The following is a 14,423-nucleotide window of genomic DNA, read 5'->3' on the forward strand; positions in this document are numbered from 1 at the left end:
ATTAATTTTAATGGAAATTTGAATTTTTAGTGATGGCAAGATAATCTTCCAGTACTTTCATCTGATCTTTGTTTCCTCTTTTTATTCTGGCATTACGGCTTACAAGGCTGTCATAAATTGTGTTGAAAAGTATTTTCGATTTTGGAAACAGATTTCTGTAAGGAACTTCCGGAATTTGTAATCTTTTGCAAACTTCATCATCTAAAAGAAACCAGGTACAGCAGATGTGCAGATATCTTAAGTTTTTTCTTTGGAATTCAAATTTTAAGATAGGATTTTCGAGAGATTCATCCAGCAGAGAATGAGCCAGAAGAACAGAATCTTTATCCGAAGGCGGCTGAACGGAAGTCCATAAATAAAAATATTCCGTTGCCTGTTTTTTATCATCAGGAAGAAGCTGCTCCGGAATTCCCAAAAGGTAACCCACGTATTTCCAAAGATGGAAAATTCCCTGTTCTTCTTCAACAGAAAAACGATTTCCCAGCTTTGTAAGGCTATGGAGAAACACCAGACTGAAACCAATATACGTTGCCATCATATCCCAGGAATTGATGGGCTCTCCCCAGTTTTCGGTATCCCAGTCTTTATAATGTTTTTTAATGGAAAGCCTTGCATAGGAATGTATCAAACGGGTTTTTATGGCAAATTCATATCCTTTTGCATGGATTTCCAGTGCGTTGTACCGGGTAGCATTCACCCAAAAATCCAAGGTTTCAGAAAGACGCTTCACCGCCCCTTTTTTCAAAGCTTCAGTAACAATTAAAGGTTTGTTGAGGTAGGCATAATCATAACCACCAATCAGACAATAATCCCTCAATGAAATTAATGAATCAAGATTGCTTCTCATGCAGAGTTCAGCACCGCTTTTGAGCAGGTTATAATCCAGCCATTGAGGAATTTTTTGAGTTTGGCTGAACATTTTTTTTACACTTTCAGGGACATCATCAGCTTCCGAAACTCCATTTCTGATGTAATGTTCAATTTCTCTGGAAGCTTCATGAAATTTTTTAGTGAAATAAACATCTTTTACCACCTCGTCACCGATCTGATCCGTATGATGAAAATAGGGAGCAAATTTTTCAAAATGCTCAAAACTCACTTCTGCCCCGGAAAATTCTATAAGCTGCTTTCCATTGCCATTTTCCCAAAAGTTCCTGAAATGGGGGGCATCTTTAAAACGCGGTTGTATCATGTTTCATTCCTTTCCCTATAAAAGTACAAGTTTTATGCTGAAATATTTTGGTGAGATTTGTCAGCTATCCAGGAAAACTTTCATGAAAAATACCACAAACGGGTAATTTACTTGTGCTTATATAATTTGAAACTTTGTGTAAAACAAAACTAATAACCATGAAAACTCAATTATAAAAATATTTCGTTTTTCTACAATGATAAACTAATTCTAAAATTCAAAAAAACTTAACCAGAAAAATAAAAATCATGAAAACAAAAATCGTATTACTGTTTCTGCTCGGTTGGGTGGGGATGGCTTTTGGACAAAATTGTTCGGTTTCTTCTACCGAAAAAAATGGAAATTCTCTAGAAATATTTATTAAACCGTTTAATAAGGATACTTATCCTGCTGGATTTAAATTAAAAAAAGGAAGTACTATAAAATTTGTTATTAGTAATGTTAATCCTTTAAAAGTAATAGGTAGTAATATAGAAGCTAAAGGTGAAAATTTTCAATTTGAAATTCCAAAGTCGATAAGTGATAGTTTTATAGGAAATGAAGAGAAAAGTGAAGAAAATAAGAATAAAGGAAGAAATCCTGCTTCAAGTTCTTTTAATCCTAAGGAAGATTTTATTGCTGAATATCAGGTTTTAATAGAAAAAGCATCCAATATAGAGAGAAAAGCAAATCTAAATAATATTTTGGTTGAATTACTTGGAGATAATAACTTTATAAAGAATGTTGATTCAGTTAAAGCTCTTGCAAAAAAAATATATGAAAACACATATGAAATAGATACTCCTATAGAAAAAGACATATTGGAATTACAGAAATCATATGTGGAATTGAAAAAACTTTATAAAGATGTTAATTCAAGAACCGATAATATTTCTTTGTTAGGTACAATTAGTGTTAATGGTTCTAAAGCAAAAATTAATGATGTAAAGGTAAGTTCTACTAATGTTATGTTTGAAGAAGAAATGAACTCTGCAAAAAAAATTATCGATATAGTTAATGAAGAAAAGAAAAAAAATGAAATAATAAATAAAGCGTTTGTGGGGAGAAAAACATATGAAACTATAAAAAATGATGATTTTGTTACATTTACTAAGGCAACTCAATTAACAGATGATGAAATAGTGATAACTCCTGTTCTTTTAGGAAAAGATAATAAAGAGTTAGAGAAATTTGAGCCTATAAAAATTACAACATTTGGTGGAGTAAAAGTTAATTTCAGTACTGGTTATATGTTAAGTTTTATAGGAGATGATAATTATCTTTTAAAATATAGTAGTGATGGTAAAAGTAGTGGTGTTTACGAAAATGAAAAAAATAGTATTACACATGCAGTTGGAGTTTTAGCTCATATATTTTGGGATTTTGGAAAAACGGCAATGTTTGGTATTTCATCGGGAATTAGTATTAATACGGATGCAAAACTCAATTTTTATGCTGGACCTTCTGTTGCATTTTTAGAAAAGAACAGACTTGTTTTTACAGGAGGCCTTTCTTTTGTAAATGTAAAAAAACTTAATAGAAATAATTTAGATGCTAATGATAATTTTATTAATCCTAATTATTTAGATGTTTCCTATTCTGAAATGTATAAACCAGCTATTTTCTTTGCTGTAACTTATAATTTATTTTCTAATGGCAATGACAATACAAAAAAATAAATCTCAACAAACTTTTAAACAATTGGAAAGGAAAAGTACTAAATGACAAATATAGTATTTATAAAAAAACCTTCCCATCGGGAAGGTTTTATATTACTTATTGCTTATCGCTCATTATTGATTATAAAGAAGCAGCGTGTACAAGCATATCAACTAACTTGTTAGAGTAACCCATTTCGTTGTCATACCAAGAAACAAGTTTCACAAAGTTAGGAGAAAGCATGATACCAGCATCTTTGTCGAAGATAGAAGTTCTCTTATCTCCTACGAAGTCCTGAGATACTACTGCATCTTCAGTATATCCTAGGATCCCTTTCAATTCGCCTTCAGAAGCAGCTTTGATAACTGAACAGATTTCTTCATAAGAAGCCGCCTTTTCAATTCTCACTGTTAAATCTACTACAGAAACGTCAACAGTTGGTACTCTGAAAGACATACCCGTTAATTTTCCGTTTAGTGAAGGGATTACTTTTCCTACTGCTTTAGCAGCACCTGTAGAAGAAGGGATAATATTGTTTAGAGCAGCTCTACCACCTCTCCAGTCTTTCATTGAAGGACCGTCAACCGTTTTCTGAGTAGCTGTTGTAGCGTGTACAGTAGTCATCAAACCTTCTGCGATTCCGAAGTTATCGTGGATTACTTTAGCTAAAGGAGCTAAACAGTTTGTAGTACAAGAAGCATTTGATAAGATTTTAATATCATCAGTAAGCTCTTTGTGGTTTACCCCCATTACGAACATTGGAGTGTCATCTTTAGAAGGAGCAGAAAGGATTACTTTTTTAGCACCTGCAGCAAGGTGTTTTGCAGCGCTGTCTTTATCAAGGAATAAACCGGTAGATTCTACTACGTAATCAGCACCGATTTCATTCCATTTTAGGTTACTTGGATCTTTTTCAGCAGTTACTCTGATTTTTTTCCCGTTTACTACAAGATCATTTCCTTCTACAGAAACCTCACCTGGGAAAATACCGTGTACAGAGTCATATTTTAACATGTAAGCCATGTATTCTGCATTGATTAGGTCATTGATTCCTACAACTTCAATGTTGTCTCTTTCAGTCATTGCTCTGAAAACAAGACGTCCAATTCTACCAAAACCGTTGATACCTACTTTAATTGTTGACATAATAGTTTGTTTTTATTAGATTATAAAAATAATTAGATTGCTAAAATTTCTGAAATCAGTAAAAGATCTTTATTGATTTCATTATGTTTTTTAATGGCTTCTTCAATTGGCGTATACGTCAGATCATTGGAACGCATTCCTGCCATTACATTGGTTTGTCCTTCCATTAATCCGGTTACGGCTCCATAGCCCAGTCGGCTTGCCAAAACCCTGTCTGCACAGCTTGGAGAACCTCCTCTCTGCATATGTCCCAAAATCGCTACACGAATGTCATAATCAGGGAAGGTTTGTTTGGTTTTTTCTGCAAGTTCGTACACATTGGCTAGTTTCTCACCCTCTGCAACCACCACAATACTTGATGCTTTTCCGGTTTTTTCCGCATCCCTGAATTTTGTGAAAAGCTCATCAATACTGTCTTTTTTCTCAGGAATTAAAATATCCAGAGCTCCGGTTGCCAATCCGCTATTTAAAGCAATAAAACCAGCATCACGACCCATTACTTCCACAAAGAAAACCCTGTTGTGGGAAGTTGCTGTGTCACGGATTTTGTCAATGGCATCCATTGCCGTATTCAATGCAGTGTCGTATCCGATCGTATTATCAGTTCCGAAAATATCGTTGTCGATCGTTCCCGGGATACCGATTACCCTGATTCCGAACTCTTCATTAAAGATTTTGGCACCGGTAAATGTTCCGTCACCTCCGATACATACCAATCCGTCAATTCCCAGCTTTATACAGTTATCATAAGCTTTCTGACGGCCTTCTTTAGTTCTGAACTCAGCAGATCTGGCAGATTTTAGAATGGTTCCGCCCTGGTTGATTATATTTTTTACGGAACGGGCTCCCATTTTCAGGAAATCATTATTGATAAGGCCGTTGTAACCTTCCCTCACTCCGTAGCATTCGATATTATAGTAATTGGCGGTTCTTACTACCGCTCTTAACGCCGCATTCATACCCGGAGAGTCACCTCCTGAAGTAAGAACTGCAATTTTTTTTACAGCACTCTCTTTCATCAAGTAAAAAATTTCGAAAACAAATTTACAAAAACAAGTTCAGATTATCGTAGTAAGTTTCCAATAGTTTTGAATATAAATTATTAAAAGCTTCTGAAGTTTGTAGGTTTAAAAAAATATCGTGCAGTTTTGGTCTCCTCAGCATGGATGTCAAGGTCATACCAGGGCGTAAAATAGGGATTAAACGGATTTGAAAGTACATGAACCGATTGCGCCGGGGTGAATCCTTCACTTAATAAGAATAATCTTTTTCCTTTCTTATTCCGGCAGACACCGGAAATAAAAACAATGTGTCCGGGACTTCCCGGTGTGATCAGGATATCTCCTGTTTTCAGATCTGAATTTTTATTGACAGGTTTTGTTTCTTTATTTAATGAAATCGTTCCTGCATAATTAAAAATGACATCCAGATAATTTCTGAAACTCTGATAAGAATCATCAAAAGACGCAGCTCTTTTGAAGTTGACAGAATTTCCGCTGACAAAAGCTCTCGTTCCGTTTTTATAATCATTCCAGCTGAAAAGATCACCGCTTGTAAAATGAAATTTAATTTCGTTAAATTTTTTTGCCTTATAAAGATATTCAGCTCTCATTCGGATGACTGCATCAGCACATTGCTGAAGATCCTTATTTCCGGTATCAATATCAAAAACCGCTTCATGAAGATGCTGGGTAGAAATAGGTTTTCCGTCATATTTTACAATCTGGCTGCCGTAAGGTTTGAGTTTGAAGTTTTCAATAAAATATCCGAAAGAACCAGGTTTTTCTTCTATCCAATCATACCCTTCCGGAGGAGAAAATCTTTCCCTGATAGTATTTTTACCTTTATTAATTTTTAAAGCATTTTCAGCAATTAAATGCTCATTTTTATCTGGTTCAGGTAATAAACGGTCTGATATTTTTTCTTTTGTACAGCCTGTGTAAATGAGAATAACAATGATTCCTGTGATAACTTTTTTCATGCGTTTTAGTGAACACAAATATCATTTTTTTTCACCTATCTGCCAATATCTTATTTGAAAATTTAGCGGTTCAACGACTCCTCTTTTTCAGGAATCAATAATTTTCCCCATTCATTCAGCTGCCAGAGGATTTCTACCAGTTTTTCCCCAAGTTCTGTCAAAGTATATTCTACTCTTGGAGGAAGTTCATTGAAAGAATGTTTCGTTAAAATACCGTCTTCCACCATTTCACTCAGCTGCTGATTGAGAACCCTGCGGTCCACTTTAGCAATACCTCGCAAAAATTCACTGGGACGTTTTTTTCCTTCATTGATCTGCCAGACAATAGGAATTTTCCATTTTCCACTGATGGTATTAACAGCAACTTCCAACGGACATATTTTATTTTCTTCAGCTCTTTCCTTTGTTTCCATAAAATTGACTTTTTTATCCCTATGTGGTAAAAATGTGCGGTATTGTTTTTCTCCGCCCACTTTCAGACTTTTGTAAAGGTAATCATTAAATAGTATGACAGAAAAACGAAAAGGAGCCCGCTCCATCAAAGATATTCCAACGGATATTTTGGAACAGCTGAACAGAGGAGAAATTGAAACCGCCAATCTTACGGAATGGCTGGCAGTAGATCAAAGGTTGCTGTTGGAAAATCTGCTTTTACAGAATGATCGTAAGGAATATTTGAAACCCGTTTTAGAAAGTGTAAACCAGCTGAAAAAACAAACTGTCAATACCATTAATGAAACAATAGGAATTGGCTTACTTAATCTGGCTGTGAAAAATAAGGATAACGAATTTCTTTTGAAATTGTCAGTTCATCCCGCAGATCTGGTACGTTGCTGGGCAGCTTATACGATTGGAAGAAATAACGATTTACAACTTAAGGAAAAATTAAACAAAATTCAGCCATTTGCTTCTGACTCTCATTTTGGAGTGAGGGAAATCTGCTGGATGACGATGCGCCCGGATATCGCCAGAAACCTTGAGGAAAGCTTATCTCTTTTATCAGAATGGACGATGCATGACGATGAAAATGTAAGACGCTTTGCCAGCGAATCCACAAGGCCAAGAGGTGTGTGGTGTGAACATATTGATGCTTTAAAACAAAATCCAGGGCTTGGACTGGAAATACTGGAACCTTTACGATCAGATTCCTCCAGATATGTACAGGATAGTGTTGGCAACTGGCTGAATGATGCCAGCAAATCTCAACCCGAATTTGTAGTGGAAATCTGCGATGAATGGCTTCGGGAAAGTCCGACAAAAGAAACGCAGTATATTGTAAAGAAAGCGTTACGGACCATTAGAAAGTGAGAGTTATCCACAAACTGGGAATGTTGATATAGTTTTTGAATCTATAGGTCACAGATTTACATGGGTTTATAATATATTTTATATTCCTTTACTTTCTGGAACTGGCTTTATTTACTCCATTTTTACAAGAAAATTGATGTTGAACTATTTTCAATGTTAACGGTATGTTAACTCAAAAAAGTTATCCACAATATGAGTTTTCCATTAATGTGGATTTTATCTCCCATAAAATGAGCAGGTTATAAAATATGGATCAAAAAATAATTTGAAACCATAGTTTTTATCGTCGAAATAAAAAGTTATCCACAATATGGAATTCCGGCTACCATTTTTCAGTCAGATATTTCCAGTATCTTTTGGGAACATGCTGAATATGGAGTTTCATATTTTTCCTTTCTACAATATTGGTTTTTGTGAAATATCGCTGCCAGAGTATCTGATAATTGTTTTCCTCATCATGAAATTTCTGCTGATAATTATGGAGAATAATTTTTTCATCAGGATAGAAAAACTCACAATCGTTCAGATCATACAGAAGTCCGTAGTTTCTCCGGAGATCGTAGATCATCCATTTCTGATCCTGGTATCGGTCGTGAAAATGTTTTCTGATTAAAGGAAGAACATTGAAGTCGGGATCTATTTTAGAGAAAAAAACACCATCCTGCATTTTTTCAAACCGGACAAAAGCCGTCATTCTGTGTCTTTCCCGGTCTACTGATTTACAGATTTTTGAAATTTTTAAAACATCATTATCGGCAAAGTTTTCAAGAATATTATTTTCTGGATTCTTCACCGACTGTCTTACCGCAGATAAAATAAGGCTTTCCAGCTCCGGATCTTCCGATAAAAAAACTTTTAAAAGTTTGTAAACGCCCTGTTTCCCAATATTCTGTTCTAATTTATTCAAAACCCTTTCAGATTTATCTGTTTGGGTAATGACTTCGTGAATCTCAGCAAAAATATTTTCCTGATGAAACCTTTCCCTGCTTATAATTTCTACATCTTTATAACGATATTCGAAAACTTCAAATACTGCTGTGAAAAGACCGTCAAAACTTCCATCGTAGAGTAGAGTTGTCATGTGTTGAATTAAAATTTGTGTGTGCTTGTCATTCTGAACGAAATAAAATGAAGTGAAGAATCTAGATATTCTTCCTTCGTCAGAATGACAGTCGTGTTGTATTATAAATTAGTGTCCATTTGTGAAAATATGGTGTCATTTGTGTTTAAAATCAAAACAAAGTCAGCTGTTGCGAAAACTGGTTATGAAATTTGGATGAGCTTCCGCCTATGAGCAGCTTTCTGAAGTTTTTATCCGTTAAGTATTTCAGGTAGGCATTCCCAGCATTAAAATCGATGAAATATTTTGCCCGGTTGACAGCCGCTCCGAGTTTTTTCAAATGATCCATCGTTAAAATCTGAAAACGTCTTGCACTCACAATTTTCTGCGCTGTTTTCACTCCGATTCCGGGAATTCTTAAAATCATCCGGTATTCGGCAGTCTGGAGATTCACCGGGAACTGATCCAGATTCCGTAATGCCCAGCTTAATTTCGGATCCATTTCCAGATCAAGAAAAGGAACATTGGGATCTAAAATTTCTTCTGCTTTAAAACCATAAAATCTCATCAGCCAGTCCGACTGATACAGTCGGTTTTCCCTAAGCATAGGGACTTCTGTGGTTAAAGAGGGTAGTCTTTGATCTTCCAGAACCGGAACATATCCGGAATAATACACCCTTTTCAGATTAAAATTTTTATAAAAATGATCTGCCACTTTGATGATCTGTAAGTCATTTTCATTGGTTGCTCCCACAATCATTTGTGTAGACTGTCCGGCCGGAGCAAACTTCGGAACCTTCTTAAGGATTTTCTTTTCATCTTTATATTGAATGATGCCTTTTTGAATATACCGCATCGGGCTGATCATATCCTGTCTGTTTTTTTCAGGCGCCAATAATTTTAATCCACTCTCCGTAGGAATTTCAATATTAACGGATAAACGGTCTGCATACAACGCAGCTTCCTGCATCAGATCATCACTTGCTCCCGGAATAGATTTCAAATGAATATATCCGTTAAAATTTTCTTCCAGGCGCAGCTTTTTGGCCACTCTTACCAGTCTTTCCATTGTGGTATCTGCGTTTTTAAAAATTCCTGAGCTTAGAAATAACCCTTCAATATAATTCCTGCGGTAAAAATTGATGGTAAGGTCTACCACTTCTTCTACTGTAAAAGCAGCTCTTTTGATATCATTGGAACTTCTGGAAACGCAGTAAGCACAATCATAAATACAGTGATTGGTCAACAGAACCTTAAGCAGAGAAACACATCTTCCGTCTTCTGTATAGGTATGACAGATCCCGCTTGCAGAACTATCTCCCAATGCTCCTTTTTTATTTTTTCTTGTACCTCCGCTTGATGAACAGGAAACATCATATTTCGCTGCATCAGCAAGGATTTCAAGCTTTTCTTTAAGACGGTCAAAATTCATATTTAAAATGATTTGATATATTTTGTATCTGAATTGTAATTTAATATTGTTCAAAATTAGTTCCAAAATTGATAAAAGTCAACCTTTTTTCATGTAAGTTATCCACAAAAAAGAGTCTCAAAATCATTATATTTACGGCTCATTAAAGTTTATATCATGAATCATAAACCAATCGAAGGTTTTTCCAAGCTTCCAAAGCAGGGGAAAATCGAATGGCTCGTAAACGAATATCTTGAAGGAAACCAGGAATATCAAAATATATTAAAACAATACTGGAATGATGATGCAGATCTTCAGAAACTTCACGAAGAATTTTCTGAAAATACCATCTCCAATTTCTATATGCCGTACGGAATTGCTCCGAACTTTTTAATCGATGGAAAACTGTTGGCACTTCCAATGGCAGTTGAAGAAAGTTCAGTAGTAGCGGCTGCTTCCAAAGCTGCCAAATTCTGGATCGATAAGGGAGGTTTTAAAACAACGATTATCAATACTGAAAAACTGGGGCATACCCACTTTATTTTTAATGTAGAACCTCACAAATTATTACATTTCTTTAATTTCAGTTTAAAGAAAAAATTATTTGAAGCCACAGAAGATATCACCACGAATATGAGAAAACGCGGCGGAGGTATTTTAAACATCAGCCTGGTGGATAAAACAGCAGAAATGCCGAATTACTACCAGTTGAAAGCAAGTTTTGATACTGTGGATTCAATGGGAGCGAACTTTATCAACTCATGTCTTGAGCAGTTCGGAAAGACTTTGAGACAGGAAGTTGCTACCAGCGAAGATTTTACTCAGGAAGAAAAGAATTCACTGCAGATTGTGATGAATATTCTTTCCAACTTTACCCCTGACTGTATTGTGAGAGCTGAGGTTTCGTGTAAAATGGAAGATTTAAAAGATGACAGTGGAATTTCTCCGGAAGAATTTGCTTCTAAATTCAAGCAGGCCGTTACCATTGCAGAAATAGAACCTTACCGTGCGACTACTCATAATAAAGGAGTAATGAATGGAGTAGATGCCGTTGTAATCGCTACCGGAAATGATTTCAGAGCTACGGAAGCCTGCGCACATGCTTATGCTGCGAGAGATGGCCAATACAGATCTTTAACACACTGTACAACAGATAACGGAATTTTCAGATTCTGGATTGATCTTCCTATTTCTGTTGGAGTTGTGGGAGGACTTACCAATCTTCACCCTTTGGTAAAATTCTCACTGGCACTTCTTGGGAAACCTTCCGCACAAGAGCTGATGAGCATCCTGGCAGTTTCAGGACTTGCACAAAACTTTGGGGCTTTACGCTCTCTGGTGACCACAGGAATCCAGAAAGGACATATGAAGATGCACTTATTGAATATTCTGAACCAATTGGGCGCTACTGAAGAAGAAAAACAGCACTTTGTAACGTATTTTAAAGATAAGACGGTGAGCCACCATGAGGTGATCAATGAATTTAACAGAATGAGAGGAAACTAATGCTACAGATCATTTTGCCTATCGTATTCCTTCTTTTTGGATTCTTTCTGAAGAAAACAAACAATGAAGGTTTCAGAAGTTCTAAAAAATTCGCCAATATGTTTATCATACTGGGGATTTCTACACTGGTTGCCAAGTTCATTTTAATGTACTTAAAATTAAAATAGTGAAAAAGGGTATTGTATTTTTCTTACTGATTTCCGGATTAAGTTTTTCGCAGCAGCAAAAAGTGATAATCACTAATCTGCAGCCTAAAACTGAAGATACCGTTTTTCCGGTTGTTTCCTATCCTGAAAATCCACGGGTAGAAAATAAAATCAATACATTTCTGCAGGTGGATCAGCTGGAATATGTTCCCGGATCTGGCGGAAATCCTTTTAAACTGGCTTCTACAGCAACCAATTCCTATTCCAACTATCTTTATTTTTATAGTTGGGATAAAATTGAAACTCCTGAGAATATTCTGAGTATTGCCATTGATGGTGAAGCTTCGGGCGCTTATGCGGAAGGGTTTTTAATCTGGAAAAATTTTGATCTGAGAACAGGAAATTTTATCAATGCTGAAGATTTATTTCAACCTAATTCCGTGAAAATGGTTGAAAGTATCATTCAGAGAAGAGTAAAAAAAAGAATTGCTGACTTTCTGGTCAAACTGAAAGCAGAAAAAAAACCATCTGAGGAAACTGAAGATCAGATCGCTATGTATGAGGACTGTTTTACAGAACATACTTTAGAAGACATCAGATATTTTTTCGGAAAAGATAAACTGACTTTTGTTGCCAGAAGATGCTCCAACCATGCTATGAGAGCTCTGGATGACCTCGACAGTCACGAAATAGAGTTTTCCTACAAAGAACTGGAAAAATATTGGAGCCCTTATGCAAGAAATTTAATTTCCGGTTCTGAAAAAATAGGTGCCACCAGTTTTAGAAATAAGTTGTACAAAGGAAAAATAGATGGCAAATATCCTGTCACTGTTTTTATCAGCCGCTTATATAAAGGAGAAAGTGAAAATGATACAAGCTCCTTTACTGCATTGTATTGGTATGATAAAAATAAAAAGCTGATTCCATGGGACGGTAAAATGAAAGGAAATCATATTTCCATTACTGAGAATGATCATTATGATGAAGCTGTCGGCAAATGGATTCCAAGAGCTTTTGTAGAAGCAGATATGAAAGGAAATACAATTTCAGGAACCTGGCAGGATGATAAAACAAAAAAATATTTAACCCTAGAATTAGAAGAGTTATAAAATGAAAACAATCACATTAATTTTTGGAGCAGTTTACGGAATGGTTTCTGTAATCCTGGGTGCTTTCGGAGCACACGCTTTAAAGAAAATATTAGCTGTGGAAAGACTGGAAAGTTTTGAAACAGGAGTAAGATACCAGATGTATGCAGCTTTTTTCCTGCTGATCATCGGATATATCTTAAAATTTGAAACTTCCGCTGAAAAATGGACTTCCATTTTAATGATTGCAGGAACATTTTTATTCTCAGTAAGTATCTATTTCTTAAGCATGCAGGATTATCTGGGAATGAATCTTAAATTCTTAGGCCCTATCACTCCGCTTGGAGGTCTGATGATGATCTTGAGCTGGGGAATGCTGATCTTATATTTTGCTAAAAACAGAATTTAGGAAATAAAAATTAACAGAAGAAGGCTGCTCATACGAACATTCAACCTGTTCAATCTGAGAAATTAGCGAAAGAATAAGGGAAAACAGGAAGATATGTTAAAAATCAAGTCAGCCAGACTTTAATTTTTAAGTCAATAAACTTGAACTTCCGTGTCTTTTTAGTAAATTTGTCAACCTTTAAATATTAAAATAAAATAATAAAAATAATATGAATCTTCACGAGTATCAATCAAAAGAGATTTTATCAAAGTATGGAGTAGCTATCCAACGTGGTTTCGTTGCAAACAACGTAGATGAAGCTGTAGCTGCTGCTGAAAAACTAACTGCTGAAACTGGCGCTCAAGGGTGGGTAGTAAAAGCTCAGATCCACGCAGGTGGTCGTGGTAAAGGTGGTGGTGTAAAGTTCTCTCCAAACATGGATAAGCTTAAAGAAAACGCTCAGAATATCATCGGAATGCAGTTGATTACTCCACAAACTTCTGCTGAAGGTAAAAAAGTAAATTCTGTTTTGGTTGCAGAGGATGTATATTATCCAGGTGAGTCAGAAACTAAAGAATTTTATGTTTCTATTCTATTAGACAGAGCTGAAGGTAAAAATACAATCGTATATTCTACTGAAGGTGGTATGGATATTGAGCACGTTGCTGAAGTAACTCCTCATTTGATCCACAAAGAAATCATTGATCCTGCTTTAGGTCTTCAGGGATTCCAGGCTAGAAAAATTGCTTTCAACCTAGGTCTTGAAGGAAATGCTTTCAAAGAATTTGTAAAATTCATCGGTTCTCTTTATAATGCTTACACAGGCATTGATGCATCTCTTTTCGAAATCAACCCTGTATTAAAAACTTCTGATAACAAGATTATCGCTGTAGATGCTAAAGTAACTTTGGATGACAACTCATTGTTCCGTCACAAAGACTTAGCTGAACTGAGAGATACAAGAGAAGAAGATCCAATGGATGTAGAAGCTGGTGAAGCTGGTCTTAACTTCGTAAAACTGGATGGTAACGTTGCTTGTATGGTAAACGGAGCTGGTCTTGCAATGGCAACTATGGATATCATCAAATTATCTGGCGGTAACCCTGCAAACTTCCTTGACGTAGGTGGTACTGCAGATGCTCAGAGAGTACAGACTGCTTTCGGAATCATCTTAAGAGATCCAAACGTAAAAGCTATTTTGATCAACATCTTCGGAGGTATCGTAAGATGTGACAGAGTTGCTCAGGGTGTTGTAGATGCTTACAAAGCTATGGGTAGCCTTCCTGTTCCATTGATCGTAAGATTACAGGGAACTAACGCTGTAGAAGCTAAAAAATTAATTGACGAGTCTGGTCTTCCGGTACACTCTGCAATTACTTTAGAAGAAGCTGCAAACAAAGTAAAAGAAGTTTTAGCATAAGCTGAAATTTTTAAATAAAATAGAAAACCGTTCCAATTTTGGAACGGTTTTTTTGTTGGAACGTGAAGGGCACAGTTTTGTAATAACTTCAGCGGAAATGTACTACTGTAAACCTAACAGGTTTCTAAAACCTGTTAGG

13 protein-coding genes are annotated in these 14,423 nt (G+C 35.8%); 6 read left to right on the plus strand and 7 right to left on the minus strand.

Features of this window, described 5'->3' with window-relative positions; genetic code table 11:
- Positions 1 to 7 precede the first annotated feature (7 nt).
- Positions 8 to 1,192: an oxygenase MpaB family protein gene (locus FFS26_RS17560; RefSeq protein WP_137905683.1), complete on the minus strand. Its 1,185-nt coding sequence runs from the start codon at positions 1,190 to 1,192 to the stop codon at positions 8 to 10.
- 248 nt (positions 1,193 to 1,440) lie between these two features.
- On the opposite strand from FFS26_RS17560, the gene FFS26_RS17565 reads away from it, so the two are divergent.
- The gene (locus FFS26_RS17565) at positions 1,441 to 2,850 is read left to right on the plus strand and encodes a hypothetical protein (protein ID WP_137905684.1); all 1,410 of its coding nucleotides are present in this window, start codon (positions 1,441 to 1,443) and stop codon (positions 2,848 to 2,850) included.
- A 121-nt stretch (positions 2,851 to 2,971) separates the two neighbouring features.
- On the opposite strand, the gene gap is transcribed toward FFS26_RS17565, so the two are convergent.
- The 4 genes from gap to FFS26_RS17585 form a co-directional block, all read right to left on the minus strand.
- Positions 2,972 to 3,976 (minus strand): type I glyceraldehyde-3-phosphate dehydrogenase, encoded by a 1,005-nt coding sequence (gene gap, locus FFS26_RS17570; RefSeq protein ID WP_137905685.1) that lies wholly within the window; start codon positions 3,974 to 3,976, stop codon positions 2,972 to 2,974.
- Between the two features lie 32 nt (positions 3,977 to 4,008).
- Positions 4,009 to 4,995: a 6-phosphofructokinase gene (gene pfkA, locus FFS26_RS17575; protein ID WP_120232866.1), complete on the minus strand. Its 987-nt coding sequence runs from the start codon at positions 4,993 to 4,995 to the stop codon at positions 4,009 to 4,011.
- Positions 4,996 to 5,078: 83 nt separating this feature from the next.
- The gene (locus FFS26_RS17580; protein ID WP_110008108.1) at positions 5,079 to 5,957 is read right to left on the minus strand and encodes a DUF4846 domain-containing protein; all 879 of its coding nucleotides are present in this window, start codon (positions 5,955 to 5,957) and stop codon (positions 5,079 to 5,081) included.
- A gap of 62 nt (positions 5,958 to 6,019) precedes the next feature.
- The gene (locus FFS26_RS17585; RefSeq protein ID WP_137905686.1) at positions 6,020 to 6,370 is read right to left on the minus strand and encodes a winged helix-turn-helix transcriptional regulator; all 351 of its coding nucleotides are present in this window, start codon (positions 6,368 to 6,370) and stop codon (positions 6,020 to 6,022) included.
- A 94-nt stretch (positions 6,371 to 6,464) separates the two neighbouring features.
- Here FFS26_RS17585 and FFS26_RS17590 point away from each other — a divergent pair, with 94 nt between their 5' ends.
- The gene (locus tag FFS26_RS17590; RefSeq protein ID WP_137905687.1) at positions 6,465 to 7,265 is read left to right on the plus strand and encodes a DNA alkylation repair protein; all 801 of its coding nucleotides are present in this window, start codon (positions 6,465 to 6,467) and stop codon (positions 7,263 to 7,265) included.
- A gap of 322 nt (positions 7,266 to 7,587) precedes the next feature.
- Here FFS26_RS17590 and FFS26_RS17595 read toward each other — a convergent pair whose 3' ends face one another.
- A complete protein-coding gene (locus tag FFS26_RS17595) occupies positions 7,588 to 8,346 on the minus strand; it encodes a TIGR03915 family putative DNA repair protein (RefSeq protein ID WP_137905688.1) in 759 nt (252 codons plus the stop codon).
- A 151-nt stretch (positions 8,347 to 8,497) separates the two neighbouring features.
- On the minus strand, positions 8,498 to 9,757 hold the full coding sequence (locus FFS26_RS17600) for a putative DNA modification/repair radical SAM protein (RefSeq protein ID WP_110008104.1): 1,260 nt from the start codon (positions 9,755 to 9,757) through the stop codon (positions 8,498 to 8,500).
- A gap of 156 nt (positions 9,758 to 9,913) precedes the next feature.
- On the opposite strand from FFS26_RS17600, the gene FFS26_RS17605 reads away from it, so the two are divergent.
- The 4 genes from FFS26_RS17605 to sucC all read left to right on the plus strand — a co-directional run bounded on the left by FFS26_RS17605 (position 9,914) and on the right by sucC (position 14,284).
- A complete protein-coding gene (locus FFS26_RS17605) occupies positions 9,914 to 11,242 on the plus strand; it encodes a hydroxymethylglutaryl-CoA reductase, degradative (protein WP_110008103.1) in 1,329 nt (442 codons plus the stop codon).
- A 166-nt stretch (positions 11,243 to 11,408) separates the two neighbouring features.
- Complete coding sequence (locus tag FFS26_RS17610; protein ID WP_110008102.1) at positions 11,409 to 12,497, plus strand: hypothetical protein; 1,089 nt, start codon at positions 11,409 to 11,411, stop codon at positions 12,495 to 12,497.
- A gap of 1 nt (position 12,498) precedes the next feature.
- Positions 12,499 to 12,885 carry a DUF423 domain-containing protein gene (locus FFS26_RS17615; RefSeq protein ID WP_110008101.1) on the plus strand — a complete coding sequence of 129 codons (387 nt, stop codon included), beginning with the start codon at positions 12,499 to 12,501 and terminating at the stop codon, positions 12,883 to 12,885.
- Between the two features lie 208 nt (positions 12,886 to 13,093).
- On the plus strand, positions 13,094 to 14,284 hold the full coding sequence (gene sucC, locus FFS26_RS17620; protein WP_062676270.1) for an ADP-forming succinate--CoA ligase subunit beta: 1,191 nt from the start codon (positions 13,094 to 13,096) through the stop codon (positions 14,282 to 14,284).
- Positions 14,285 to 14,423 lie beyond the last annotated feature (139 nt).

The sequence above is a fragment of the Chryseobacterium sp. 2VB genome (genome assembly GCF_005503635.1).
GTDB classification, from domain to species: domain Bacteria; phylum Bacteroidota; class Bacteroidia; order Flavobacteriales; family Weeksellaceae; genus Chryseobacterium; species Chryseobacterium cupriresistens.

Bases quoted from the DNA above. Each gene is read 5' to 3' on its own strand.
- FFS26_RS17560 (WP_137905683.1), bottom strand. From the start codon at position 1,192: ATGATACAACCGCGTTTTAAAGATGCCCCCCATTTCAGGAACTTTTGG.
- FFS26_RS17565 (WP_137905684.1), top strand. From the start codon at position 1,441: ATGAAAACAAAAATCGTATTACTGTTTCTGCTCGGTTGGGTGGGGATG.
- gap (WP_137905685.1), bottom strand. From the start codon at position 3,976: ATGTCAACAATTAAAGTAGGTATCAACGGTTTTGGTAGAATTGGACGT.
- pfkA (WP_120232866.1), bottom strand. From the start codon at position 4,995: ATGAAAGAGAGTGCTGTAAAAAAAATTGCAGTTCTTACTTCAGGAGGT.
- FFS26_RS17580 (WP_110008108.1), bottom strand. From the start codon at position 5,957: ATGAAAAAAGTTATCACAGGAATCATTGTTATTCTCATTTACACAGGC.
- FFS26_RS17585 (WP_137905686.1), bottom strand. From the start codon at position 6,370: ATGGAAACAAAGGAAAGAGCTGAAGAAAATAAAATATGTCCGTTGGAA.
- FFS26_RS17590 (WP_137905687.1), top strand. From the start codon at position 6,465: ATGACAGAAAAACGAAAAGGAGCCCGCTCCATCAAAGATATTCCAACG.
- FFS26_RS17595 (WP_137905688.1), bottom strand. From the start codon at position 8,346: ATGACAACTCTACTCTACGATGGAAGTTTTGACGGTCTTTTCACAGCA.
- FFS26_RS17600 (WP_110008104.1), bottom strand. From the start codon at position 9,757: ATGAATTTTGACCGTCTTAAAGAAAAGCTTGAAATCCTTGCTGATGCA.
- FFS26_RS17605 (WP_110008103.1), top strand. From the start codon at position 9,914: ATGAATCATAAACCAATCGAAGGTTTTTCCAAGCTTCCAAAGCAGGGG.
- FFS26_RS17615 (WP_110008101.1), top strand. From the start codon at position 12,499: ATGAAAACAATCACATTAATTTTTGGAGCAGTTTACGGAATGGTTTCT.
- sucC (WP_062676270.1), top strand. From the start codon at position 13,094: ATGAATCTTCACGAGTATCAATCAAAAGAGATTTTATCAAAGTATGGA.